36 protein-coding genes are annotated in these 24150 nt (G+C 70.1%); 34 read left to right on the top strand and 2 right to left on the bottom strand.

Annotated features, from left to right (window positions below):
• Positions 1-284: 284 nt before the first annotated feature.
• A complete protein-coding gene (locus B9S64_RS17560) occupies positions 285-701 on the bottom strand; it encodes a helix-turn-helix domain-containing protein (RefSeq protein ID WP_146225111.1) in 417 nt (138 codons plus the stop codon).
• Positions 702-958: 257 nt separating this feature from the next.
• Between B9S64_RS17560 and B9S64_RS17555 the strand changes: the two genes are divergently transcribed.
• From B9S64_RS17555 to B9S64_RS17510, 11 genes are all read left to right on the top strand, one after another.
• Positions 959-1255: a hypothetical protein gene (locus B9S64_RS17555; RefSeq protein WP_141707767.1), complete on the top strand. Its 297-nt coding sequence runs from the start codon at positions 959-961 to the stop codon at positions 1253-1255.
• Entirely contained in the window at positions 1252-1485 is a 234-nt protein-coding gene (locus tag B9S64_RS17550; RefSeq protein ID WP_258038033.1) for an AlpA family transcriptional regulator, read from the top strand. Before B9S64_RS17555 ends, B9S64_RS17550 begins: the two co-directional genes overlap by 4 nt.
• Positions 1478-1687, top strand: a complete 210-nt coding sequence (locus tag B9S64_RS17545) for a hypothetical protein (RefSeq protein WP_103493437.1) — start codon at positions 1478-1480, stop codon at positions 1685-1687. Before B9S64_RS17550 ends, B9S64_RS17545 begins: the two co-directional genes overlap by 8 nt.
• Complete coding sequence (locus B9S64_RS17540) at positions 1684-4335, top strand: bifunctional DNA primase/polymerase (protein ID WP_103493436.1); 2652 nt, start codon at positions 1684-1686, stop codon at positions 4333-4335. The genes B9S64_RS17545 and B9S64_RS17540 overlap by 4 nt, the downstream gene beginning before the upstream one ends.
• A gap of 359 nt (positions 4336-4694) precedes the next feature.
• On the top strand, positions 4695-6311 hold the full coding sequence (locus tag B9S64_RS17535) for a DEAD/DEAH box helicase (protein ID WP_103493435.1): 1617 nt from the start codon (positions 4695-4697) through the stop codon (positions 6309-6311).
• 59 nt (positions 6312-6370) lie between these two features.
• Positions 6371-6550 (top strand): hypothetical protein, encoded by a 180-nt coding sequence (locus B9S64_RS17530; RefSeq protein ID WP_103493434.1) that lies wholly within the window; start codon positions 6371-6373, stop codon positions 6548-6550.
• 73 nt (positions 6551-6623) lie between these two features.
• Complete coding sequence (locus B9S64_RS34520; protein WP_181012433.1) at positions 6624-7229, top strand: hypothetical protein; 606 nt, start codon at positions 6624-6626, stop codon at positions 7227-7229.
• Positions 7226-8218 carry a hypothetical protein gene (locus B9S64_RS17520; RefSeq protein ID WP_103493433.1) on the top strand — a complete coding sequence of 331 codons (993 nt, stop codon included), beginning with the start codon at positions 7226-7228 and terminating at the stop codon, positions 8216-8218. Before B9S64_RS34520 ends, B9S64_RS17520 begins: the two co-directional genes overlap by 4 nt.
• On the top strand, positions 8215-8490 hold the full coding sequence (locus B9S64_RS17515; protein ID WP_103493432.1) for a hypothetical protein: 276 nt from the start codon (positions 8215-8217) through the stop codon (positions 8488-8490). Before B9S64_RS17520 ends, B9S64_RS17515 begins: the two co-directional genes overlap by 4 nt.
• Before the next feature lie 8 nt (positions 8491-8498).
• The gene (locus B9S64_RS34515; RefSeq protein WP_181012432.1) at positions 8499-8660 is read left to right on the top strand and encodes a hypothetical protein; all 162 of its coding nucleotides are present in this window, start codon (positions 8499-8501) and stop codon (positions 8658-8660) included.
• Positions 8661-8736: 76 nt separating this feature from the next.
• Positions 8737-9384, top strand: a complete 648-nt coding sequence (locus B9S64_RS17510) for a hypothetical protein (protein ID WP_103493431.1) — start codon at positions 8737-8739, stop codon at positions 9382-9384.
• A gap of 54 nt (positions 9385-9438) precedes the next feature.
• Here the strand turns inward: B9S64_RS17510 and B9S64_RS17505 are convergent, their stop codons facing one another.
• Complete coding sequence (locus tag B9S64_RS17505) at positions 9439-9666, bottom strand: hypothetical protein (RefSeq protein WP_103493430.1); 228 nt, start codon at positions 9664-9666, stop codon at positions 9439-9441.
• A gap of 175 nt (positions 9667-9841) precedes the next feature.
• Here B9S64_RS17505 and B9S64_RS35420 point away from each other — a divergent pair, with 175 nt between their 5' ends.
• The 23 genes from B9S64_RS35420 to B9S64_RS17390 all read left to right on the top strand — a co-directional run bounded on the left by B9S64_RS35420 (position 9842) and on the right by B9S64_RS17390 (position 24143).
• Complete coding sequence (locus tag B9S64_RS35420) at positions 9842-10213, top strand: hypothetical protein (RefSeq protein ID WP_308460776.1); 372 nt, start codon at positions 9842-9844, stop codon at positions 10211-10213.
• Positions 10210-10434 (top strand): hypothetical protein, encoded by a 225-nt coding sequence (locus tag B9S64_RS17495; RefSeq protein WP_103493429.1) that lies wholly within the window; start codon positions 10210-10212, stop codon positions 10432-10434. Before B9S64_RS35420 ends, B9S64_RS17495 begins: the two co-directional genes overlap by 4 nt.
• Positions 10431-10730, top strand: a complete 300-nt coding sequence (locus tag B9S64_RS17490) for a hypothetical protein (RefSeq protein ID WP_103493428.1) — start codon at positions 10431-10433, stop codon at positions 10728-10730. Before B9S64_RS17495 ends, B9S64_RS17490 begins: the two co-directional genes overlap by 4 nt.
• Complete coding sequence (locus tag B9S64_RS17485; protein ID WP_103493427.1) at positions 10730-11644, top strand: winged helix-turn-helix domain-containing protein; 915 nt, start codon at positions 10730-10732, stop codon at positions 11642-11644. Before B9S64_RS17490 ends, B9S64_RS17485 begins: the two co-directional genes overlap by 1 nt.
• Positions 11641-11790: a hypothetical protein gene (locus tag B9S64_RS34510; RefSeq protein ID WP_181012431.1), complete on the top strand. Its 150-nt coding sequence runs from the start codon at positions 11641-11643 to the stop codon at positions 11788-11790. The genes B9S64_RS17485 and B9S64_RS34510 overlap by 4 nt, the downstream gene beginning before the upstream one ends.
• Before the next feature lie 181 nt (positions 11791-11971).
• The gene (locus B9S64_RS17480; protein ID WP_181012430.1) at positions 11972-12364 is read left to right on the top strand and encodes a hypothetical protein; all 393 of its coding nucleotides are present in this window, start codon (positions 11972-11974) and stop codon (positions 12362-12364) included.
• Entirely contained in the window at positions 12361-12867 is a 507-nt protein-coding gene (locus B9S64_RS17475) for a hypothetical protein (protein ID WP_103493425.1), read from the top strand. The genes B9S64_RS17480 and B9S64_RS17475 overlap by 4 nt, the downstream gene beginning before the upstream one ends.
• A complete protein-coding gene (locus B9S64_RS17470) occupies positions 12867-13448 on the top strand; it encodes a hypothetical protein (RefSeq protein ID WP_103493424.1) in 582 nt (193 codons plus the stop codon). Before B9S64_RS17475 ends, B9S64_RS17470 begins: the two co-directional genes overlap by 1 nt.
• 95 nt (positions 13449-13543) lie before the next feature.
• On the top strand, positions 13544-13756 hold the full coding sequence (locus tag B9S64_RS17465; protein ID WP_103493423.1) for a hypothetical protein: 213 nt from the start codon (positions 13544-13546) through the stop codon (positions 13754-13756).
• 193 nt (positions 13757-13949) lie between these two features.
• A complete protein-coding gene (locus tag B9S64_RS17460) occupies positions 13950-14216 on the top strand; it encodes a hypothetical protein (protein WP_103493422.1) in 267 nt (88 codons plus the stop codon).
• 227 nt (positions 14217-14443) lie between these two features.
• Positions 14444-15001 carry a GIY-YIG nuclease family protein gene (locus B9S64_RS17455; protein ID WP_103493421.1) on the top strand — a complete coding sequence of 186 codons (558 nt, stop codon included), beginning with the start codon at positions 14444-14446 and terminating at the stop codon, positions 14999-15001.
• Positions 15002-15015: 14 nt separating this feature from the next.
• A complete protein-coding gene (locus tag B9S64_RS17450) occupies positions 15016-15237 on the top strand; it encodes a MerR family transcriptional regulator (RefSeq protein ID WP_103493420.1) in 222 nt (73 codons plus the stop codon).
• Positions 15238-15402: 165 nt separating this feature from the next.
• On the top strand, positions 15403-15876 hold the full coding sequence (locus tag B9S64_RS17445) for a hypothetical protein (RefSeq protein ID WP_103493419.1): 474 nt from the start codon (positions 15403-15405) through the stop codon (positions 15874-15876).
• A 98-nt stretch (positions 15877-15974) separates the two neighbouring features.
• Entirely contained in the window at positions 15975-16127 is a 153-nt protein-coding gene (locus tag B9S64_RS34505) for a hypothetical protein (RefSeq protein ID WP_181012429.1), read from the top strand.
• A 595-nt stretch (positions 16128-16722) separates the two neighbouring features.
• Positions 16723-17148, top strand: coding sequence for a hypothetical protein (locus B9S64_RS17430; protein WP_103493417.1), 426 nt, complete (start codon positions 16723-16725; stop codon positions 17146-17148).
• Positions 17132-18766, top strand: a complete 1635-nt coding sequence (locus B9S64_RS17425; RefSeq protein ID WP_103493416.1) for a hypothetical protein — start codon at positions 17132-17134, stop codon at positions 18764-18766. Before B9S64_RS17430 ends, B9S64_RS17425 begins: the two co-directional genes overlap by 17 nt.
• Positions 18767-18775: 9 nt before the next feature.
• Positions 18776-20248, top strand: a complete 1473-nt coding sequence (locus B9S64_RS17420) for a phage portal protein (RefSeq protein WP_103493415.1) — start codon at positions 18776-18778, stop codon at positions 20246-20248.
• Between the two features lie 149 nt (positions 20249-20397).
• Positions 20398-21174: a hypothetical protein gene (locus B9S64_RS17415; protein WP_258038032.1), complete on the top strand. Its 777-nt coding sequence runs from the start codon at positions 20398-20400 to the stop codon at positions 21172-21174.
• A 51-nt stretch (positions 21175-21225) separates the two neighbouring features.
• Entirely contained in the window at positions 21226-21960 is a 735-nt protein-coding gene (locus tag B9S64_RS17410) for a hypothetical protein (protein ID WP_103493413.1), read from the top strand.
• A 14-nt stretch (positions 21961-21974) separates the two neighbouring features.
• Positions 21975-22838 (top strand): P22 phage major capsid protein family protein, encoded by an 864-nt coding sequence (locus B9S64_RS17405; protein ID WP_103493412.1) that lies wholly within the window; start codon positions 21975-21977, stop codon positions 22836-22838.
• A 12-nt stretch (positions 22839-22850) separates the two neighbouring features.
• Complete coding sequence (locus B9S64_RS17400) at positions 22851-23219, top strand: hypothetical protein (RefSeq protein ID WP_103493411.1); 369 nt, start codon at positions 22851-22853, stop codon at positions 23217-23219.
• A 1-nt stretch (position 23220) separates the two neighbouring features.
• Positions 23221-23553, top strand: coding sequence for a hypothetical protein (locus tag B9S64_RS17395; RefSeq protein WP_103493410.1), 333 nt, complete (start codon positions 23221-23223; stop codon positions 23551-23553).
• A complete protein-coding gene (locus B9S64_RS17390; RefSeq protein ID WP_103505099.1) occupies positions 23553-24143 on the top strand; it encodes a hypothetical protein in 591 nt (196 codons plus the stop codon). The genes B9S64_RS17395 and B9S64_RS17390 overlap by 1 nt, the downstream gene beginning before the upstream one ends.
• The last annotated feature ends 7 nt before the right edge of the window (positions 24144-24150 follow it).

Genomic DNA, 24150 nt, shown 5'->3' with positions numbered 1-24150 from the left:
GCCCTCCCGTACAACCATTACGACCCCGGTCGCTGTCGTAACGGGTACCACTCGTCGGCCTGTGGGGAGGTCGGCGCTCACGGCATACCCAAGGGTCGCCGGTTGCGATGCTGCTGCGATGTCCATCCTCGCCCCCGCTTCGTTCATATGTTCGATTCCCGGAGCGCACTCCCCCGCTTCGTGTGCGCTCCGTCACATGCCGACATCATGTCACTACAAAGTGTTGATGCCTACACCCTTTCGAGGGGTATCACTTTGGGTAATGTCAAGGTTAAGGGTGCAGGTCAGCACTCATCCTCGCCTGGTGGCGCGAACGCATCGATCAGGCGCAGGAGTTGCTCGCGCTGATCTTCGGTCAGCCTCGCTGTGCGCCGAACGAGGGCGCTCGCCTCGCCACTCTCCGCCCACACTCGTTCGATTCCGAAGAACTGAGCCCCCGCCGCGTCCTGCAATTGGTACAGCGGCAGACCTGTCGCCTCCCGCAGCGCCTTGAGCTGCGGGAGGCGGGGAGGGATCACCGGCTCCCCGGTCTCCAGGCGGTAGACCCACCCCGACTTCACCCGCGTGCCCGTCTTCGGGTCGACCGCGAGCTTTTCGAACGCATTCAGAGATAGCCCCAAGGCCGCCCGGCGCTCCCTGATGAGGTCAGCGAACTCGGTCGTCTCGGAGGCCGCCTCGGCATCCGGCCTGTTCTCGATCATGACGTTCATCCTGTCACTCCAGTGCGATGGCTGTTCAGGGTGATCACTCGCGCGCGGCCCTATCTCACCATGTCGCAGGGTTGGGGCGTCACGCGACCTGAACGGATTGTTCAGGCAATGACACGGAAGCGCTAGAGCGCCACGGGGGCGCACGGGGCTCACGACACCCTCGATCTTCAACTGCCTGGACAATCCGTTCAGGCAATGGAATGCTGGGGGCGTTCAGAAAAATGAACGAACCATTCCGTGAGGTGAACATGCCCCAAGCACCCATGTGCCGGGTCTACGACCGGCAGCTGCTCGCGAAGGTGATGGAGCGCAGCGGGACGGGCGCCCGCCTGACCTCCCGCGACCTCGCCTCGCTCACCTCCCTTCCCCTCGGCACCGTCGGCGCGCTGCTCTCCGGAGAACAGCGGTTCCTGCCGCGCGAGAAGGCCGAGCGCATCGCGCAGGTCATAGGTGTTGACCTGCTCATCCTGTTCGTCCCGTGCGAGCGCGCCGGACGAAGCTTCGTCGACGCCAGCACGCCGAGTCCCGAGGCGGTGCCCGCATGAGCACTCCCACCGCACTCAGCGCCCAGGAGGTCCTCAACCTCCCGGCCATGGCCAAGGCGGAAGACGCGTTCGCCGCCCTCGGTATCGGCCGCGACCTCGGGTACCGGCTCATCCGCCAGGGCGAGTTCCCCGTCCCCGTCGTCCCGCTCGGCCGCATCGTCCGCGTCCGTCGCGCCGACCTCCTCGCCTTCCTCGGCCTGGCCGAGAACGACGGAGGCACCCATGAGTAGCCCGGCCCCCCGGCGCATCGTTGGCGCGCTTCACGTCGACTTCGGCGACCGGGACCGCCCCCCGCGCGCCCGGTACGAGTGCATCCCCTGCGACTACCGCAGCGACATCGTCACCGGGCCCGCCGCGGTCGCCGCGTTCACCGCCACTGCCTCCGACATCCACCGCACGGTCTGCCCCTCACGCCAGGAGAACCACCAGTGACCGACGCGCAGACGCCCGACATGCGGGCCGCAGCCCGCGAGTACGACGAGGCCGGGCTGTGCGTACTCCCCATCAAAGCCGACGGCAGCAAGGCCGCCTCCGTCAAGTGGACGCCGTACAAGGTGACCCGCTCGATCCCGGCCGAGCACGACCGGTGGTTCCCGGCGGGCACGACCGCAGGTATCGCCGTGGTCTACGGAGCCGTGTCCGGCGGCGTGGAACTCATCGAGTTCGAGGGAGCCGCCATCGAGGAGGGACTCCTCGACGAGGTCACCGAGGTCATGGTGGCCTCCGGGCTCGGCGAGGAATGGCACGCCATCCTCACCGGGTGGGCCAGTACGTCCCCGTCCGGCGGCCGGCACTTCCGGGTTCGCGTCGAAGGCGGCCCTGTCCGGCCCAACACGAAGCTGGCGTCCCGGTTGGCCCGCCCGGAGGAGTACACGCCGGAGGAGAAGCAGCGCCTGGCCGAGAAGCCCGGAAGCCAGATCATCCGCGTTCAGATCGAAACGCGCGGCGAAGGCGGGTACGGGCTCGTCGAGCCGAGCGGGGGGGCCGTCCACGCGACCGGCCGACCCTACCTCCGTACCAGCGGAAACCCCTCGACCATTCCCACCATCAGCGCCGAGCGTCTGGACGCCGTCCACGAGATCTGCCGGATGGTCGACACCCTCCCCAAGCCCGAGTCACCGAAGGCGATCGGCAAGACCCTGCCGCCGCTGCCCGACGGCGGCCTCCGCCCCGGCGACGACTTCGAGCGGCGCGCGGACTGGGCGACGATCCTGAACGGGACCTTCGTCCCGGTGACCACGCGCGGCACCACTACCTACTGGGGGTGGGCCGACGGGAAGGGCGGGGTCAAGGCCACCACGGGCCGCGGAGACGCTGACCGGCTGTACGTCTTCACCACCAGCAGCGAGTTCACCGCCGAGACGCCCTACAGCAAGTTCGGAGCGTACGCGCAGCTGCACCACGGCGGGAACCACAAGGCGGCTGCTTCCGCCCTTCGGGAACAGGGGTACGGCAGCGCCCCCGTGCGCCGCCGCCTCTCCTCCGTACCTGCGCAGCAGCAGCACTTCGCCGACGGGTCCTCCGCGCTGGACCCGGACCACGCACCTGACCCGCAGGACGGGTTCGAGGGCGGCCCGCAGCTTCGCGCCGTCCCGGCCCGCCCCGAGCTGGACATCACGAACGAGGCCGACGGCATCGACGGTGTCCTCGCCCTCATGAAGGACGGCCGACTGCCCGACCTCTACAAGCGGTCCGGGGGGCCGTGCTGGGTGTACCGCGACGACAACGACGACCCCGTGGTGCAGCAGCTCGCGTCCGACAACCTCCGCGCGTACCTCGCCGACCACGTCTCCAGCTACGTCGTGAAGCGCAACCCGGTCACCGAACAGATGGAGGAACACCGAGAGCTCCTCATGCCGAAGAGCTGCGCCACGGTCCTCGGGCGGAAGGACTGGCCTCTGCCGACGCTGCGCGGGGTCGTCACATCTCCCGTGATCCGGCCCGACGGCAGCCTGTTGGAGTCTCCCGGGTACGACCGGGCCACCGGCCTCTACCTGGAGCCTCGTGTGCCGCTGCGCCGTCTTCAGCCGCAGGTGACCAGGGACAGCCTGGAGCGGGCAAAAGGCATCGTGCTCGGCGACGTCCTGCACGACTTCCCGTGGGTGAAGCCGAGCGACCGAGCGAACTTCCTCGGCGCGTTGCTCACCCCGATCCTGCGCGCGTACTTCCACGGGCCGACTCAGATGGTGGCCATCACCGCGACGGCGGCCGGCAGCGGCAAGACCCTACTGAAGGACATCTTCAAGTACTGCTTCGGCACGGCGGACACGGCCTGGCCCGAGAACGACACCGAGCTACGCAAGAGCATCACGACGCAGTTGTACGGCACCGGGTCCCCCGTCGTCGTCTTCGACAACCTGCCGAACGGGTTCGTCCTCAAGACGCCGATCCTCTCCGCTCTCCTCACCGGCGAGCACTGGGGCGACCGCATCCTCGGAGCCACTGGCAAGGTCACCATGCGGAACGACCGGCTGTGGGTGGTCACCGGCAACGCGCTGCGGACCGGAGGCGACAACAAGCGCCGCATCCTGTGGGTACGCCTCGACCCCGACTGCCCCGACCCTGACCAGCGGGACGGGTTCCGCATCGGCGACCTGCGCCCCTGGCTGCGCACCAACGCCTCCACGCTGGTCGCCGCGCTCGTCACCCTCGTCCGGGCTTGGCTGGCCGCAGGGGCCCCCGTCATCCGCGTCCGCAAGGGCGACTACAGCGAATGGGCCTCCATGATGGCGGGCCTTCTCCACTACCTCGGCGTAGAAGGCTGGATGGCCGACACCGCCGACGCCGAGAACCAGGACGACGAGCAGCAGGAGTGGTCGCTCTTCCTGGAGATGTGGCGCGAGACCTACGGCAACGAGCCGCTGGCAACGGGCGCGGTCATCAAGGGCCTGCCCACCCACGTGCCACGCAAGGGCGACGAGCCGCCCTCGGCGAACCAGCTCGGCATCTGGCTCAAGGCCCGGCAGGGCCGCTACTTCGGCATCCACAAGGTCGTGATGGTCGTCGACAGCCACCGGAAGCAGAACCTCTGGCGGGTCGACGTCCACGCCGACCGCGGTACCGGACGGCACGAGCAGTGAGAAGCCGTCCGGCGGGGAGTGCGGGGACTCTGCGGGGACCTGTGCGGGGACTTGGAGAGGTCCCCGCACAGCGGTCCACCAGCGCTGATGCGGGGACGCGGGGACTTGCGGGAGCCCGCCCCGCTCCCCATATACCGCGCGCCTCTCACATGCATCGCGCATCGCATGCGCTGTGGATCAACACACAGCGGTTCGACAGCTCCTCGACATCAGTGGACTTCCTAAGTCCCCGCAAGTCCCCGCATCCCCGCAAAACCGCTGATCAGCACCACTCAAAGTCTTGCCAGGAGTCCCCGCATAGCGACCGCCGAGTCCCCGCACTCCCCGCAAACACCCAGCAACCGAAACCGAGGTGACCCATGACCACAACCACGTTCCCCCCTCGCCCGTACCAACTCGACGCCATCGAGGCCCTGCGAACCGGCTGGGCAGCCGGAGCCACCCGGCTCGCCGTTGTCCTTCCGACCGGCGCCGGGAAGACCGTTGTCTTCTCCCACCTGGCCCACCAGATGCTCGACAGCCTCGGCGGCCGCCGCGTCCTGGTCATCGCGCACCGGGAGGAGCTCATCGAGCAGGCCGCGGCCAAGCTGCTCGCCGTCGACCCGATGCTGCGCGTCGGCATCGTCAAGGCCGAGCGCGACCAGCACCACGACGCCGACGTGATCGTGGCCAGCATCCAGACCCTGGCGGTCGCCCGCCGGCGCGAGGCCATCCGAGACATCGGCCTCGTCATCGTCGACGAGTGCCACCACGCGGCCGCCCGCACCTACATGGACGTCCTGCGTCACTTCGGAGCCTGGGACGGAACGCCCGTCGCGGGGTTCACCGCGACGATGACCCGCACCGACGGCGGCCTGGCCGAGGTGTGGGAGGACGTCGTTTTCAGGCTGGACATCCTCGACATGATCAGCGACGGCTTCCTGTGCGACGTCCGCGGCAAACGCATCACCGTGGACACCCTCGACCTCGACCAGGTCCGTACGCGCGGCGGGGACCTGGTCGACGGGCAGCTCGGCCAGGCCCTGGAGGACTCCGGAGCGCTGGACGCCATCGCGAAGGCGTACGTCGACCACGCCGCCGACCGGCCCGGCGTCGTCTTCACCCCGACCGTGGCGACCGCCCAGGCGGCGGCCTCCGCGCTGGAGGCTGCGGGGATCAACGCAGCGCCGGTGTGGGGCGACATGAGCCGCGACGACCGCCGCGCCACGCTTGCCCGCTACACGGCCGGAGACGTCCAGGTCCTCACCAACTGCATGGTGCTCACCGAGGGGTTCGACGCGCCGCACACCAGCTGCGCCGTGATCGCCCGCCCCACCAAGTCGCCCGGCCTGTACGTGCAGATGGCCGGCCGCGCTCTCCGCCCGGCGCCGGGGAAGCGGGACGCGCTGCTGCTGGACGTCATGGGCGCCTCGACCCGGCACAAGCTGGCGTCCATGGTCGACCTCACTGCGCGGGAGGTTGGGGAGGCCACCGAGAACAAGACGCTGCGGGAGGTCGCCGAGGAGCACGCGGCCGCCGAGAAGCGCAGGGCGCTCGCCGCGCGCGTCGACGCCGAGGAGATCAATCTCTTTGGCAACAGCGCGATTCGCTGGCTGCGTACGGCTGACGGCACGTGGTTCATCCGCCTCACGTCCGCCATGGTCCTGTTCCTCGTCCGTGACCCGGGGACCCGGCTGTACCGGATGCGCCGCTGGACCCAGGCGCACGGCGCGCACCCGCCGAGGGACGACATCGCCCGGCCGCTGCCGGAGGCCCTGGCGTGGCTGGAGCAGCAGGCCCGCGTTCTCGCGCCGGGGGCGTTCGTGTCGAAGCACGCCCGGTGGAGGGCGGGGAAGCCCAGCCCGAAGCAGCTCGGCCTCTGCCGCCGTCTCGGCCTCCCCGTGCCGCGCGGCGCCTCCGCGGGCGACGTCGCCGACCTCATCGACCAGGACCGCGTCGGCCGCGTCCTCGGCCAGCTCATCCTTCCCGCCGCGTAGCGGTCCGGGCCTGTTGCTGTCAGGCCCGGACCTCCACCCATCACACCACGGAGGCACTCATGACCACCTCTCACCCCGACACCAACCCCGCAGACGACCTGCCGCAGCTCGGGGTCGCTTGCCCGACCTGCGGCAGTCAGCCCGGCCACCTGTGCACGAGCCACTCCGGGACCCGCACCCGCCGGCACGACGTGCACCAGGCGCGCACCGCCGCGTACCGGAAGCGGCCCACCCCGTGACACGCCAAGACGCCCCGCCGGCGGCTATCCGGCGGGGCGCCCACCCCAGCATCCCACCCACCTGGAGGACCCTGTGACCACACCCACCCCCGCCGCTGCCGAGCTGACCGAGGAGCAGCGCGAGGCCCGCCGTACCCGGGCCCGCGACCTCATCGAAGAGCGGCTTACCGAGACGTGGGCGGCGTGGCGGCGTCCCGGCCGCAAGCCGAACCTGCCGCTCGCCGCCGACATCGCGCTTGACGCCCTCGGTGACCTCGCCGCTGAGATCCTCGTCGACGGCACGATGATGCGCGCCCTCACCATCAAGGACGGCGTCGCCACCCTCGAACTCGCCGAAGCCACCGAGATGGTCCGGATCTTCGCCGCCGGGATGCGCGGCGTCCTCGACGGCCACGGCGCCTCCAACTACGTCGAGATGGAAATGACAGACGGCCAGACCGGCCAGGGCTACACCGTCACCGTCCAGCGCCGCGAGTGCCCGACCCCGCACCAGTTCCGGCAGCAGGCCGAAGCCCGAGCCGAGCAGCTGGCCGCCGAGCTGGACGCGGCCCATGACCGGCTCGACGTGATTGATGCCGCCGCGAGCGCCTGGCTCCGCCCCGAGATGAGCGAACCGTCACAGGTCGCAGGACGCCACATCAAGACCCTGCTCGCCACCACCGAGGAGACCGCCCGATGACTGACACCACCCCCGCCGCTGACCGCCCCGCCGACCTGCTGCGCGCCGCCGCCGAGCTGCTCCGCCAGACCGCGACCACCGCAGGCGGTGAGCCCTGGGTCGCCGACCACTTCCCCGAGGGAACGATCGTCCGCCCGGCGGCGACCACGCACAGCCTCTTCCGCCTCGCCGCCCACGGGAACCGTGCGGCTGGTACTCCGTGCGTCTCCCCGGCAGTCGGCGCACACATTGCCCTGATGCACCCCGGGGTCGGCCTCGCCCTGGCCCGGCTGCTGGACGGGGTGATGTCCACCAGCCGGGAGGCCGACCACGAGGAGTGTCAGCGCGGGTGCAGCCCGGAGATCTGCGACCTGTCCGCTGCCCTGGCGGTGGCCCGGCAGCTCCTCGGCACCACCGAGACCGAGGGCGCGCGCTGCGTCTGCGGAGACCCCATCGAGTGGATGACCCACTCCGACGGGTCCGGGTGGATCCACAGTCCCGGCTCGGAGACGCGCTGCCTGGACGCGCGCCCCGCGGCCCCGTCCGCGCCTGCCGACCGGGCCGCGACCCCCTCGCCCAGCGTGCTGGCCGAGCTGATGGGCACCATCCGTGACCTTCAGGCCCTCCAACAGCCCCTCGTCAACGCCCTGCGCCACATCCGCGAGGACATGCACCGGGCATGGCGCGGCGGCGACGAGTGGGCCATGGAGTGGATGAGCGACGTCTGGGCGGAGCTGCCGCTCCAGGTCCGGGCTGCGGGCGGAGACCCGGAGGCCGTGCACGAGCTGGCCACCGCCGGGGTGCAGCCGCCCACCACGAGCACCGACCAGACCGAGGGCCCCGAGGACACGGTCCGCCGGTTTGCCCGCCGCCTCCACGCCGTCGAACTCCTCTGCTCCGGCCGCCCCGGCTACCACACCGTCACCGTCAAGCAGCTGCTCACCGCGATGGGCGAGGCCGACGACGAGCAGCCCGCTGCCCCTGCCGCGCCCGAGGAGCCCACACGATGACCACGCCCTACTACCGCGACGACCGCCTCCACCACCTCCTCGACCGGGCACGACGCGGCGCCCTCCTCCCCGCCGAAGCCGACCAACTCGTGTCGCTCATCACCACCCTGGAGCAGCAGGTCGCCGAGCTGGAGGCCGCCGCACCCACACGGGCAGCCCTCCGCGCCCGATACGCGGCAGCCATCGTTGCCGCCTACCCCGACCTGCGATACGTCGCCGACGACCTCGCCGACCACCTGACCCGCACCCACGACGAGCAGCCCACCACATGAGGAGCCACATGACCCGCCGTGAACCGACCGTGCACAAGAAGGAACTCATGGTCGCCTGCCCCGAGTGCGGCAGTGTCCGAGGCGCCGCCTGCTACACCGACCGAGGCCACCGCATGAAGGGCGTCCACCAGGGCCGCGCCGAGCTCTACCGCGAGCAGCACCCCGCCTGACCGCCACGGCCGCCCGGACCCCACCCGGGCGGCCACCCCGCACAGCCCCGTCCCACCGCACGATCAGGAGCCATCCGTGGACCTCTGCCAGCTCTGCGACCAGCCCGACACCATCAGCGGCATGCTGTGTTCCGCCTGCACCAAAAGCACCCTTCGGCACCTGGCCGCCCTCCCCGCCCTCTACGAGGAGCTGGGGGCCCACCTTGCCCCGTCCATGGCCGCCGGGCACGGACGCAGCAGCAAGGGCGGCCCCGCCCCCCTACCCGTACGCGAGCACGTCCTCGACCTGAGGGCCGCCGGGGGCATCGTCGGAGTCCTGGAGGACTGGGAGGCGGCTGTGAGGGCCGAACGCGGCATGACCCGGCCCGTCACCCCAGGCAGAGTTGCGCAGCGCATCACGCGGGCAGTCAGAGCCCTCACTGGGCACATGCCCTGGATTGTTCGCGAGTGGTCCCAGGCAGGGGAGTTCGCCACCGAGATCCGGGCCCTTACCCGGAACGTCCAGACGATCGTCGCCCCCGCCGTCGACCAGGTGCGCGGCACCCGGGTCGGAACCTGCCCGGCCGTGCACGAGGACGAGACGATCTGTGGCGCGGTGCTCCGGCTCGGCCACGGCGAGCGGGTGGTGACGTGCTCGTGGTGCGGCATCACGTACCCACCGGCCATGTGGGCGGGGCTGAAGACACTCATCGACGCCGACGCCGACGCCCGCGCCGCAGCCTGACAGCATGACGAAGCCCCCGACCAGATCGCGGTCGGGGGCTTCCTCGCGCGCGGGCTACTCGGCCGTCGGCGGGCGCAGGTCCGTGCGCTGCCCCTGGCGCGACTTCCGGCCTGCGAAGTACGGGCGTGCCACCCGGTAGTCCACAGCCTTCGACCGGCCGATCTGAACGACCGGCGGGAACGCCGGGTCGTCCCGCGACAGTTGCGAGACGCGCTGGTGCGTCATCCGCTCCACCACCCCGTCAGCCACGAGCCGCCGGACGAGCTCTCTGAACGACACCATGTCTGGCCCTCCTTCTTCGTCGGCCACGGCACCATCTTCCCCGACCTCATTGCCATATGGCAAGGAAGTCGCTACGGTCGTATCTGGAAACGGGAAAGCCCCCGGCCCGGCGCTGACACGCCACATGGACCGGGGGCAGACCCACCCGCAACAGCGACGAAGAGGCAGGTCCGTCATGGATCGTATCCAGACCCCGACCGCGAGCAACATCCCGCCCGACCGGCGTCTCATCGCCGTCGGCACCATCCGCCACCTCAACGGCCGCACCATCACCGTGCGCGCCACCGAGACCGGCGTCACCGGCACCATCAACCGCCGCTGCCCCGTCTGCCGCCGCACCTTCGAGGACTGCACCTGCACCGGCACCCTCCCCGCGGCCCCGGTCATGCAGCCGTTCGACGACGACAGCGACGACGCCTGCCCCCTCTGCGGCGACTGGACCTGCACCTGCGGCACCCCGACGTCGAACACCGACGCCCGCGGTGCCTCGATGCGGCGCCGCGACCGGCTGACGATCGGCCTCCCCCGCCCGGCGGTGACCGCATGAGCACCGACCCCACCACCTTGTACGACCCGCTGTACGCCCCGGAGACCGACGCCTCGTACGCCCTCCCGCTGGACATGGCGATCGACGCCGCCCGCGAGCAGCTCGCCGAGAGCAGCACCGCGAACATCCACGACCACCAGGCCATGATCCGCGCCGCCGTCCACCTGGACATGCGTCTCCGCCAGCTCGTCGCCGCCCTCGACAAGGAGGCCAACCGATGAGCACCGACGCCTTCGACCACGGCCTCCAGGCCCTCCTCGCCGCCCCGACCCGTGCCCACACCATCCTCACCTGCGTCGCCGCCGCACTCCGCGACGAAGACCCGTTCGTTCCGCTGACCCTCGACGTCCTCAACGAGGTACTCCACCGCACCGCCCTCGCGCTCACCGCCGGGCTCCCCGACGTCGTCGCCGACAAAGCCATCGAACGGGCGGCCGCCGCCCTCCCGACCATCCACCCCGGCGAGACACCCGACGCCTACGCCATCCGCGCCACCGATGCTGCGAAGGGAATCTGATGCCCAACTGGCCGAAGGGCATCTCGCCCCTCACCATCCCCGCCGTGATCCTCTCCGGCGCCTCCCTCGCCTGGACCACCTGGTCCCTCGTCGACCTCCTCGGCACCGGCCGCATCGGCCTCACCGTCGCCGTCGGAGCCGACATCGTCTGGGCCTCCGTCATCGCCGCCGAAGCCCGCGGCCTCCGCATCCCCGCCCCGGCCGGCAAGGGCCGCAACCTCGTCCCGTACGTCGGATGGGCCGCGCTCCTCGCCGTCGCCGGACTCCTCGTCTGGCACGGCCACCGCGCCGACAGCCTCCCCATGGCCGTCGCCGGGCCCCTCCTCCCCCTCGGCGCCAAGGTCGTCTGGCTCCTCGCGCTCACCGACATGCGCGACCCCACCGCCCTCACCGACGACGAACAAGCCGTCCTCGCCCGCATGGAACGCGGGCTCGCCTTCGAGGAAGCCCGCCACCGAGTCGAAATGCGGCGCCGCGAGATGGACGCCGAACTCCAGCTCGCCGAGGTGTCCACGGACTTCGAGATCGAGCTCACCCGCATGAACAAGGGCCGCGAACTCGCCCGCCGCCGGCCGCTGGAGCTCACCGCATACAGCCCGGCTGAGCCCACGGCTCACCGCGCTGAGCCCACACCTGAGCCCGCTGAGCCCCCGGCCGAGCCGCAGCACTACCTGCACTCATCAACGCAGGTCGCGACCCCTGAGCCCCCAGCCCGCGCGGCTGAGCCCCAGGCCCCGTCGTTCGGGTTCTCCGCCCAGCTCACCGCTCAGCAGGCTCAACGGGCTCAGGCCGTCGAGAAGGTCGCTGAGCTCCTGGCTCAGGACCCCGGGCTCACCTCGGCCAAGGTCGCTGAGCGGCTCAACGTCAGCGCCGCCACAGCGAAGCGGTACCTCCGCGAGGCCCGGCAGACATGACTGCCGTCGTCTGGATGTTCCCGGTCGCCGCCCTCGGCGCCGGGGCCATCCTCACCGCGCTCGTCGCCCACGAGGTACCCCGCCTCCTCGCCACCCTCACCCTCGTACTCACCCTCGCCGCCCTCGCCGCGGCCATCCCACACTGAGGACGTCGTGACCGACCAACCGATCACACCGACCCGGATCATCCCGGCCGGCGCCCCCCTTCCGAACCGCGGGCCGCTCCCGGGGGAGGCCCCGCCGCGGCGCGAAGCCCCCGCGGCACCCCCGCCTCCGCCGCCGCCGGCCGCCTTCGTTCCCCCGGCTCCCGCACCGGCCCCACCGCCCTTGCCCGAACCGCAGTTCCACGTGCACGTCGTCATGGCCTACGAGCCGCCGCCCGAGCCGACCCGGTGGCAACGCCTCTGGGCGTGGATCACCACCATCGGCCGCCCCTGGCAGATCTGCGGGGCTCTCGCCCTGGCGGTCCTGCCGATCCCGGGCATCGGCTACAGCGTCGCCACGACCTGGGCCTCGTGCGTCTCCCTCGCCCGCGACACCTGGGGCCAGGAGGCCGGCTACGCCCTCGCCCTCACCCCCCTCGCCATTGCCGTCATCCGCATCACCACCAGCGGCGGCACCCTCAAGCGCCTCCTGCTCCTCGCCGTCTCCCTCACCGGCCTGGCCGGCGCCATCCACCTGTACGACCCGATCACCTGGATCACCGGAGTCCGACCGTGAACACCAGCACCGGCGCCACCCTCGCCGCCTGCCTCATCGCCATCGCCATCATGGCCATCTACCTGCGCAAGTGGTGGACCGGTGGGCGGGCCCTCAAGGACCTGATCCCCATGCTCCAGGGCTTCCTCACCGGTGCCCTCGCCACCATCTGCGTCGGCGGCCTCGCCGGATGGCTCGCCGGATGCACCCGCACCGCCACCGGCGGCGCCGGAGGAACCGCCATCACCGCCACCACCGGCACCGACGCCGGAGACACCCTCGCCACCGCCTCCATGGGCCGCCTCACCCCCGAAGGCGGCGCCGTCACCTTCCTCCTCTTCGTGATCCTCGTCGTCTCCTACAAGGCCGCCAACAAGGACGACAAGGGCCGCCTCATCGGGTTCCTCGCCGCCGGAATGATCCTCTGCGCCACCGCCGGTGTCGCCGGAGCCCTCGACGGACTCCCCGGCCTCATCAACGAAGCCGGAGCCAAGGGCCGCAACATCCTCGAAGGCCACTCCTGATGACCACCAAGGCGCACCGCGGCGCCCGCACCCTCACCGCCGGACAGCGCATCCTCGTCCACCGCCTGACCGCCCGCGCTGCCAACTGGGTCCGCGCCGGCCGCCGCGACGACCTCCACGGCATCGCCGCGATCCTCGGATGCATCCTGCGCCTGGCCATCCTCGCCGCCGGGGCGTACGGGGTGTGGCTGCTGCTCCGCCGCTGGCCGAGCGCCCTCTGGGTCCTCGTGCCCCTCTGGTGCTGGGCCGCCGTCCGGGCCCTGCCGACGGCCGCTCCCGAGTCTGCCGAGGAGGGCCCGCTCCCCGCCGAGGACACCGCCGCCCAGCGCGAGCAACTCCTCGACCTCATCCGGACCCTCATCGGCGACCGCCCCGGCGTCCACCTCGCGGTGCTCCTCAAGCACCTCCAGGACCACGGCCAGTGGGAGCACCGCGAGGTGGCCGACCTCCGGGCCCACCTGGTCGCTCTCCAGGTGCCCGTCCGGCGCTCCGTGAAGGTGGCCGGGAAGGTGGCGTCCGGCGTCCACCGCGACGACCTTCCGACCCCCTCCCCGGCCGACGCCGTCCCGGACGCCGCGTAGACGTCTACCACCCCCGTCTACCTGCGGTTCTACCAGTTGAGCTACCTCGATCTACCGGCGGACCTACCGCCGGTCTACCCAGGAAGGACCCCGTCATGAGCGCCAGCCGCCACTTCACCGGCGACCAGCCCGCCGACGAGACCCGCGCCGAGATCCAAGCCGACATCGCCGCATCCCGCCGCGCCCAACGTGACCTCATGCAGGCCGGGGAGTACCGACTCGCCGAGACCATGCGGGCCGCCGCCGACGAGCACATCGACGAGCTGACGGACCTCGACAACGGCACCTGGACCCCGAAGCACGCCTAACCCCGTGGGCGGCCGACTCACTGCCAGGCGACCGGCCGCCCCGGGCCCCATCCCCAACCACGAGACAGGACCCGCATCATGGCACTCCAACCGATCAGCATCGACGAACTCCGCCGCCGCAACGAGGCCTCGCAGCAGAAGCGAGCCGCCGAGAAGGCCAGCAACACCACCCCGAAGAAGGGATGATGACCACATGGCACGCCGAGCGATCCTCATCGTCGACGACTACACCACCAAGTGCAGCCGCTGCGGAAAGGGAGCACGCATCCAGGACACCCACCACACCCGACTGCTCTCAGGCTGGGGCACCCCCGCCCCCCACGACCGGCCGTGCGGCGAGCCCTTCGTCGCCATCTCCACACGCCGCTTGGGGGTCACGGCAGAGGACTTGCGGGCCTTGCGCCCCGACCTCCCCGCCTACGCGGCTGGCGACCTCCCGGCCGAACTGAAGGAACGATGAACGGCCGCTGTCACACCCCCGCAGTAACCTGACCGCATCAGGCACCACCCACCCGGATCGCGAGCTGGCTGCCGCGCTACGGACCGAGGCCCCACCGCCCCGCCGGTGGGGCCTCACCCACGTCTGGACACCCCCAACTGTCCTACCTGCGTGGGACAATGAGCACATGAAACCCCGGCGGCTGCGGTAACAGCCCCGGGGCGTGGCCGACCTTCGAGGAGATCGACATGTACGAGGATAACCGCCTTCACATCTGGAGCGACGAAGGCGTGGGGCACGTTAAAGAAGCCGCACAACACGCCCACCTGGCCGACTTGATCGACCGCGCCGACCCGGCGTTCACTCAGATCGTCCAGGCCGTCGGACGCTTCACCGAAGCAGGGGTTGAGCTCACCGAGGAGATGGTCACTGCCGCCATCAAGCTGGGCCGCGCCGAACAGCGGCGTTGGGTAATGGCTGATGGCAGCGCATTCAAGGCAGAGCGCATCCCCGCCGAAGGTAAGCACGAGGCAGTGGTCTACTACGTCCGGCGCGGGGCCCTGATCAAGATCGGTACGACCACAGAACTTCGCCGCCGCATGAGGGAGATTCTGCCCGAAGAGCTCCTGGCCCTGGAGCCCGGCAGTATCGGCATCGAGAACCAGCGCCACCACCAGTTCTCCGCCCTCCGTGTCCCCGGCCAACGCGAGTGGTTCCACGCCGGTCCCGTTCTCCAGGAACACGTGCTGCGCATGAGGGCCACCCACGGCGTGCCAGACCAACCGCTGCCCACGCTGCCCGGCTGAGCCACACTGGCTGCATGGAGTACCTCCTGCCGCCCATCGGCACCCTCACCACCACCATGGCCGCCCAGTCCGCCGACGTCGCCCCCGCGACCATCCGCGACTGGGTGCGCCGTGGCCTCCTCACCCGCTGCGGCGGCAGCCCCAAGCGCCCGATCTACCGCGTCGCTGACGTTCAGGCAGCCCGGTATGCGGCCAAGCCGACACGTGCCGGACAGCGCGGAACCACAGCAGCTTGACCTGCGGCGCTTCATGCGCCACGATTTCCCCACCACCCGTATGTCCAGACATACGCACAGCCCCCGCCACCACGGGGGCTTCGTCATGTCACAGGACAGTCACCCCGCCTTCACCCCACCCCCACATATGGAAGCGTGACCACCTCACGCCACCTTGGGGGGATCATGAGCAACCGCAAGACCCTGACACCGGACCAGGTCAACCGCCGGCGCCGCCTGAACAAGAAGATCCTCGGCTTCGGCTGCCTACCCATCACCGTTCTCCTGATCCTCGTCATCGTCGCCGCCATCGTAGGCAGCAACGACACCGACTTGAAGGACGAGGAGGCCAAGGTGAGACCCGCCTACACCATCGCCAACAAGACCGAGAAGAAGAAGACCGGCAGCGTAGACCTGGTCATCCCCGACGCCACCGTCGACCAGGCCAAGGCCGCCGTCGAGGACTACGCCCAGCACCACATCGGCGACCGGTTCCTCAACTACAGCGTCACCGTCGTCCGCAGCGACACCGACAAGGTGTACGTCTGCATGGGCGAGTGGGTGAAGGACGAGCAGGCCTCCCAGGTCTACACCGGGGGCCGCGTTAAGGGCGACAACTGGCCCGCCCTGACCACGAACTGCCCCGACCCCAAGAGCTGACCGACCCCACCCAGGCCCGGCCGTGCACACCGCACCGCCGGGCCTCGGCACGCCAGGAGGTAGCCATGAGGATCAGCGTGTCCGGTGAAGGTCGGAGCGTGGACATCGACATAGAGGGCAGCTCGCTACAGAAGCTGGCAGCCGCCGAGGCAACTGCCCTTCGACTCCTCTCTGCCGTACCAGCCGAGAAGCCAGCCACGCCGATCGGCTTCAGCGCCACGTCGGACATCGAACTCTCTGCTGACAACTGATGCCGAGGTAAGCATGTCCCCCCGCAAGGCCATGCAGGTGTGCCCAACACCAGGCTGCCCAACCCTCACCCCCCATGGCCGATGCCCCCCATGCCAGGCCCAGGCCACCCGAGACAGACCCCCCCACCGCAACGCAGGACGAGGCACCGCATGGCGCAACGCCAGCGCGCGCTACCTCGAAGACCACCCGTACTGCGAGTGCGACGAGTGCACGCCCCTCCCCCCACTCCAACGCGACCTCGCAACCGAGGTCGACCACATCGACGGCCTCGGCCCCCTCGGACCGAGAGGCTTCGACCCCACCAACTGGCAAGCCATGTCCAAGCGTCATCACTCGCGCAAAACAGCACGCGAAACATTCGGACACTGACCAACGCCGTCACGCTCAGCGACCCGCCCCAGGGGGACACCCCCAGCGGCCCAGGGGGGCCCAGACGCGGGGGAGGGCGCCAGGAAGTCAGCCGGGTTCAAAGGTCCCCAGTCGTCACGCAATGTGACGGCAAACGGGCTGCGCAACGCAGCCGTTGAAGGAGTGATCGTCATGCCCCGTGGCGGAGCTCGCGCCGTGTCCGGGCCGCCCCCGGACCCGCGCTCGATGCGCAGTGCGAAGTCCATGGAGAAGGGCGGGTGGCGGACGCTGCCGGCGGAAGGCCGGACCGGCGATGCCCCGGAGTGGCCGCTGACCGAGGCTGCTGACCGTGAGCTGGACCTGTGGGACGACCTGTGGGCAAAGCCGCAGGCTGTCGCGTGGGAAGACATGGGCCAGGAGCTGGAGGTGGCCCTGTTCGTTCGGACGTTGGCCGAGGCCGAGCGCGTGGATGCCCGGGTGGACGTGAAGAAGATGGTCCGCGGGTACCTGGATTCTCTGGGGCTGAGCGTGGCGGGCATGAACCGCAACCGGTGGAAGATCGCCCCGTCGGCAGACGCGCCGGTCACCGACGGCCCGGTGTCCGCGGCGCCCGTCCGGCGCCCGTCGGCCCGGGACCGGCTGAAGGTCGTGCCCAGTGGCGAAGGGACCTGACGCCGGGCCCGAGTTCGTCGTCGACTTCCCCACCATGTGGATCGTCCCGGACTGGATCGAACGGCACTGCCCGGTCCCGGACGGCTTCCGCGCGGGTGAGGACATGGAGCTGTACCCGTGGCAGCTCTGGTGCACGGTCAACCACTACCGGGTGAAGCCGTCCGCGACCGTGGGCCAGCTCGCGCCGGCGTTCCACTACCGCCGCAGCCAGATCGTCGCGCCTCAGAAGACCGGCAAGGGGCCGTGGTCGGCGGCGGTGGTTCTGGCCGAGGCTGCCGGACCCGTGGTGTTCAACGGGTGGGCGTGTGGCGGCGAGCGGTACCGGTGCTCGGAGCACGGGTGCGGGTGCGGTTGGTGGTACGACTACGAGCTGGGCGAGCCCATGGGTACGCCGTGGCCTACTCCGCTGATCCAGTTGACGGCCACGTCCGAGGACCAGGTCGCGAACGTCTACCGGCCGTTGCAGGCCATGGTGAAGCGTGGCCCGTTGGCCGAGCAGCTGCGTGTGGGTGAGGAGTTCACCCGGGTCGGGGACCAGGGCCGCATCGACGTCGTCACGTCGAGCGCGCTCAGCCGTCTCGGCAACCCGATCATCTTCGCGTTGCAGGACGAGACCGGGCTGTACAACACGGCGAACAAGCTACGCCGGGTCGCTGAGACCCAGCGCCGCGGTACCGCCGGCATGGGTGGCCGGTCGATGGAGACGACGAACGGGTGGGACCCGTCGGAGAACTCGGTGGCGCAGACGACGTCCGAGTCGAGGCGCCGGGACATCTTCCGGTACCACCCGCAGGCCCCGAAGACGCTGTCGTACAGCAACAAGCGGGACCGTCGGAAGATTCACACGATCGTCTACGCCGGGTCGTCGCACGTCGACCTGGACGCGATCGAGGCCGAGGCGGCCGAGATCATGGAGAAGGACCCGGCGCAGGCCGAACGGTTCTTCGGGAACCGGTGCGTAGCAGGGGCGGCATCGTGGCTGGATCCGGCGAAGTGGGCGGCCAAGGCGAAGCCTCGTCGCGTCCGACCCATGACCCGCATCGTGCTCGGCTTCGACGGGTCCGAGAACGACGACTGGACAGCGATCCGGGCCGAGACGATGGACGGCTACCAGTTCACCCCGGTTTACGGGCCGAACGACGAGCCGACGATCTGGAACCCGGCGGACTACGACGGGCAGGTGCCGGCGGCTGAGGTTCATGCAGCCGTGGAGCAGTTGATGGCCCGGTACGACGTGGTCAGGATGTACGCCGATCCGCCCTACTGGAGTACCGAAATTGACCAGTGGGTGGACCTGTACGGCGAGGAGCGCGTGATCCGCTGGTACACCCGTCGGATCGTGCAGATGCATTCTGCGGCGGAGCGGTTGAAGACCGATGTGGTTCGGGCGACCAACGGGACGGTGACGTTCTCGCACGACGACTGCCCGATTACCGCGGACCACATCGCGAACACAAGGGCTTCCGCGCGGCCGATGGACCGGTACGTGCTGAAGAAGGCCAGCCCGAGCCAGAAGATCGACGCGACCATTCCGAGCATCCTGGCGCACGAAGCGCTGGGTGACGTGATCGCGGCCGGCCTCGCCGAGCTGGAGACGTCCTACTACTACGGCGGATAGGGAGGGCCCATGGCTACGGAGGGGCAGGCCCTTCAGCTGGTCGCGCTGCTGGAGAACGAGCTGATCCGGCGGCGCGGCCCGATCGACCGGCACAACGCCTACTACCGGGGAAATCACCGGCTGAAGTTCGCGAGCGCGGAGTTCGCGAAGTTCCACGGGGACCGGTACCGCGACTTCTCCGACAACTGGACACAGGTGGTGGCCGACTCCCCGGTGGAGCGGCTGACCGTGACCGGCTTCCAGGCCGACGGCGAAACCTCTGCGGATAGGGAGCTGTGGAAGGTCTGGCAGGTCAACGGCTTGGACGTGGACAGCCAGCTTGGGTTCCTCGGATCCGTGACGGGCGCCCGCTGCTTCGTGCTCGTCTGGGGCGACCCCGATGACCCCGACATGCCGGTGGTCACGTTCGAGGACGCCTCGCAGTCGATCGTCGCCTACGAGCCCGGCTCGCGCCGTCTGCGTCGCGCTGCGCTGAAGCGGTGGCAGGACGGCAACCAGGACTACGCCACCCTGTACCTGAAGCACGAGGTGTGGAAGTTCTGCCGGCCGCTCGCTCAGCAGGACAAGTCTCCACAGATGGCTGATGTCGACGAGGAGCTGAAGCGCTGGCAGCCGCGAGACATGGGCGACGAGCCGAACCCGCAGCCGAACCCCATGGGCGTCGTGCCGATGGTGGAGTTGCCGAACAAACCGATGCTCGTCGACGAGCCGATGTCGGACGTGGATGGCGTGACGTCCATGCAGGACGCCATCAACCTCCTGTGGGCACAGTTGTTCACCGCGTCGGACTATGCCTCGTTCCCGCAGCGTGTCGTCATGGGTGCCGAGCGCCCGATGATTCCGAAGTTGAACAGCGCGGGCGAGATCATCGGGAAGCAGCCCGTTGACCTCGACAAGTTCCAGATCGACCGCGTTGCGTGGATCACCGGCAAGGACGCCAAGATCGCCGAGTGGCAGGCCGCGAACCTGGCCGCGTACACCGGGATCATCGAGGTTGCGGTGGGCCACCTCGCGGCCCAGACGAGGACCCCTCAGCACTACCTCATCGGGAAGATGGCGAACCTCTCCGGTGACGCATTGCTAGCTGCGGAGACCGGGCTGGTGCAGCGAGTCGACGAGAAGAAGTTGTGGTTCGGGCAGGGGCTGCGCGAAGTCGCGCGGCTGATCGCTCTGGCGAAGGGCGAGGACGGCAAGGCTGCGGCGATGCGTTCCGGCCGCGTCTTGTGGGCCGACTCGGAGTCGCGGTCTCACGCGCAGATGGCCGACGCACTGCTGAAGCTGAAGCAGCTCGGATTTCCTTTCGAGTGGCTGGCTCTGCGGTACGGGCTCACCCCGACCGAGGTGGGCGACGTCGTCGCGATGCGGGAACGAGAACTGGAGATGGACCCCGTCTCGGAGATCACCCGGCAGCTCACCGGCGGCGCCGGCCCGGCGCCGCAGGATGAGGCTGAGGAAGATTCCGACTCCGAGGAGGCGGCGTAGTGCCCGGCGTGCTCGCGACGGCCCATGCTCTGTCCCGTGTCCGTCTGGCTCTGGCTGCGGCGCGGGCAGCGCAGGGGGCGTGGCGGGGTGTAGACCGGGACAGCCTGTCAGCTTCGTGGTCGGTTGCTCTCGGGCCGGTCATCGCAGCTGTGGCCGGGGCCCAGTTGGCCGCCGCGCAGGGCACCGAGCCGTGGCTGCTCCGTCTCCTGGGCCGCGACCCGGGCCAGGCCGAATCCGATCGGCTGGACCCCTTCTCGCTGGCCGGGATCACCGGGGACGGCACGCCCCTCGCCCACGCTCTTCAGGTCCCGATACGGACGACGCTTCGTCTGGTCGGTCAGGGCATGCCCATCGCGCACGCCATGGCGCGAGGCCAGGCCCTGCTGAACCTCATGGTGCGCACCGCTGTCGCGGATGCCGGGCGGGCCGCCGACCAGGTCGCGATGGTGGCCCGGCCCGCGGTCACGTCGTACATCCGGGTCGTGGAGGCCGGTGCGTGCTCGCGGTGCATCGTGCTTGCCGGCCGCGAGTACGGGACGTCGTCCGGGTTCGCCCGGCACCCGCGCTGTCACTGCGGCATGGAGCCCGTCACGGCTGAGCACAAGCCGGAGGCGCAGGACCCGAAGAAGGTCTACGACTCGATGTCCGAGAAGCAGCGGAAGGCTGCGTTCGGCGAGGCCGCGGTCAAGGCGATCGACGAGGGGGCCGACATCGGCATGGTCGTCAACGCCCGCCGCGGCATGACGACCGCAGTCGCATTCGGCCGGACCGTGCAGGCCACGACCGAGAGCACCACGAAACGCGGCATCGCCCGGAAGGCCACCCGCAGCAAAGGGCCCCGGCTGATGCCCGAGGAGATTTTCCGGCAGACCGACGACCGGGAGCACCAGGTCAGGTTGCTGCGCCGGTACGGCTACCTCCTCTGATCCCCCGCCCGCGCGCAACGCATGGGCCCACCCCCGCAACGGGAGACACCTATGAACCGCAGCACCCTGCCCCGTCACGCCCGCACGCGCGCGCACGCGCCCGGCTGGGCCCACCCCTACGCCGACCCGTTCACCCTCTACGCCGACGGCGGCGACGGAACCGACGACGGCGAGGGCCAGGACGAGACCGACGACGACGGCCAGGGCGACGGCGCCTCGGACGTCGACGGCGATGGTCAGGGCGACGACGAGACCGACGACGCCGAAGGGGCGGACGCGCTCGGCGACAAGGGCAAGCGGGCCCTGGCGTCGATGAAGGGAAAGTGGCGCACCGAGCGCGACAAGCGCAAGGCCCTCGAAGACCAGCTGGCGGCGGCCGCCGCCGACGACGAGGCCGCGACTGCCCGCCGCGAGGCCGAGCAGGCCGCGCTTGGGAAGGCCAACGCCCGCATCATCCGTGCCGAGGTGAAGGCGGCCGCCAAGGGCGTGCTGGCCGACCCCGCGGACGCCTACAAGTTCCTCGACCTCGACCAGTTCGAGGTCGACGAGAACGGTGACCTCGACTCCGAAGAAGTCACCGACGCCATCAACGAGCTCATCAGGACCAAGCCCTACCTGGCTGCCGCAACGGCGAAGAGGTTCCAGGGCACCGGCGACGGCGGCGCAGCGCGCAAGGCGGGCCGACCGAAGCAGCTCACCCGAGCAGACCTCAAGTCCATGTCCGCCGAGGCGATCGACAAGGCCCGTGAAGACGGCCGGCTCGACGACCTCATGGGCGGCAAGTAACCAGGGAGAACACCATGTCCGTGCGGAACTTCGTTCCCGAAATCTGGTCCTCGCGGCTGCTCGTCGCGGTCCGGAAGAACCTCATCTACGCGGGCCCGACCGTCGTGAACCGCGACTACGAGGGCGACATCAGCGAGGCGGGTGACACCGTCCGCATCACGTCGGTGTCCCGGCCGGCCGTCGGCAACTACGTGCCGGGCTCGACCGTCATCACGCCGGAGAAGCTGACCACCGGACAGCGCACGCTGACCGTGGACCAGTCGAAGTACTGGGCGTTCAGCATCGACGACGTGGACGCACGGCAGGCCAAGGGCGGCCTCGTTCCCCAGGCGATGTCTGAGGCGGCCTACGCGCTCGCGGACACCGTCGACCAGTACGTGGCCGGACTGTTCACGCAGATCCAGACGGCGAACTTCCTGAACGCCCAGGGCTCGCCGATCGACACGTACAGCACACCGACCGACGCCTACGACAAGGTCCTCGTCCCGCTGCGCACCCGGCTGACGCGGGCCAACGTCCCGACGGCGGGCCGGTACGCGATCGTGTCCGCCGAGTTCTACGCATCGCTGCTCCTGGACTCCCGGTTCATCAAGGTCAACGAGGCAGGCACCGACGCCGGCCTGCGGAACGGCATGGTCGGCCGGGCGGCCGGGTTCGACATCTACGAGTCGAACAACATCCCGACCCCGGCCGGGGACACGCAGGTCGTCACCGCGGGCACGAACGCGGCGATCACGTTCGCCGAGCAGATCAACAAGACCGAGGCGTACCGCCCCGAGTCCTCGTTCTCCGACGCCGTGAAGGGCCTCGCCCTGTACGGGGCGAAGATGGTCCGTCCGGACCACATGGCCGCAGCGTTCATCAACCCCGCCGCCTGAGAGGTCTGACCCATGGCAACCACACAGATCCCGTACACCAACCTCGTGCCGAACGGCGGCCTCGCGCAGCCCGCCGGAACGACCACGGTCGCCGCCCCGGCGAACAACATGCAGATCAGCAACGCGTTCCCGGAGCTGACTCTGCTGCGCGTCGCGAACACCGGGGCCGAGCAGGACATCACCATCAAGGCCGGTGCCCACCCGCCCGCGCTCGCGGCCGGGCAGGGCGACCTGGTCGTGACCGTCGCCGCGACGACCGGCGTCCAGTTCATCGGCCCGTTCGAGTCCGGGCGTTTCGTCCAGGCCGACGGGTCGATGCTCATCGAGTGCGAGACGACCGGCGCGACGATCGCCGCACTCCGGATCCCGAGGAACACCTGACATGGCCGAGACGATCCACGTCCGCGGGGAGGGCGGGGCCATCCTCACGATGGACCTTCCTCTGCCCGAGGGCATCGCTGAGCGCTACGAGCGGGGTCTGTTGCCCCGCGTGAACGCCGACGGCACCCCGTATGCGGGCGCGCCCGCTGCCGTCGAGGGCGACGACGCCGGCCCGGGACAGGGTGGCAGTGACCTGACTGCCGGGCGGGTCCCGCGGCCCGCCGTGAACGCGTCGAAGGCCGAGTGGATCGCGTTCGTGGTCGGCCAAGGGCACGTGTCGGCCGAGGACGCAGCGAACTACACGAAGGCCGACCTCATCGAAATGTGGTCGTGATGGCGCTGGGCCGCTACACAGAGGTGGCCCGTGCGGCGAACGGTGACCTCATTCGTGCGGGTGAGGTCACCGTTCTCGTCGCGGGCACCGGCGATCTGGCCCAGCTGTGGCAGGACGACGCCGGAACCGTTCCGGCCCGGAACCCGGCCGTCACGGACTTGGCGTCCGGGGCGTGGTCTGCGGTGGCGGAAGCCGGGTTGTACGACCTCCGGTATCCGGATGGCCGGACTGTCCACAACGTGCCGGTCGCGGGCGCGTCCGGCGGTGGCGGTGACGCCCCTTCGTGGGACGACATCGCGGACAAGCCGGAGACCTTCCCGCCGACGATCGGGGCGACGGCGTCGTCCGCAGTCGCGGGCAACGACCCCCGGCTCAGCGCTGCGGCAGCGGGCACAGCGAGCGTGCGCGCGCTCGCGGGCGGAACTGCCACCACAGCGTCCGCGTCCGATCACACCCACGCCGGACTCCTCATCGGGTCGGCGACCGCGGTGAACGAATCGGCGGAGTTCGCTGATCTGGCCGAGGCGACGACCGCCTACAACGCCTTGCTGGCGGCGCTGCGCTTGCGCGGCATCATCAGCGGAGCCTGACCGAAGG

Source organism: Streptomyces sp. SM18 (assembly GCF_002910775.2).
GTDB lineage: Bacteria > Actinomycetota > Actinomycetes > Streptomycetales > Streptomycetaceae > Streptomyces > Streptomyces halstedii.
The sequence above is the reverse complement of the archived record's forward strand: the minus strand, read 5'-3'. Positions and strand labels throughout refer to the sequence as shown.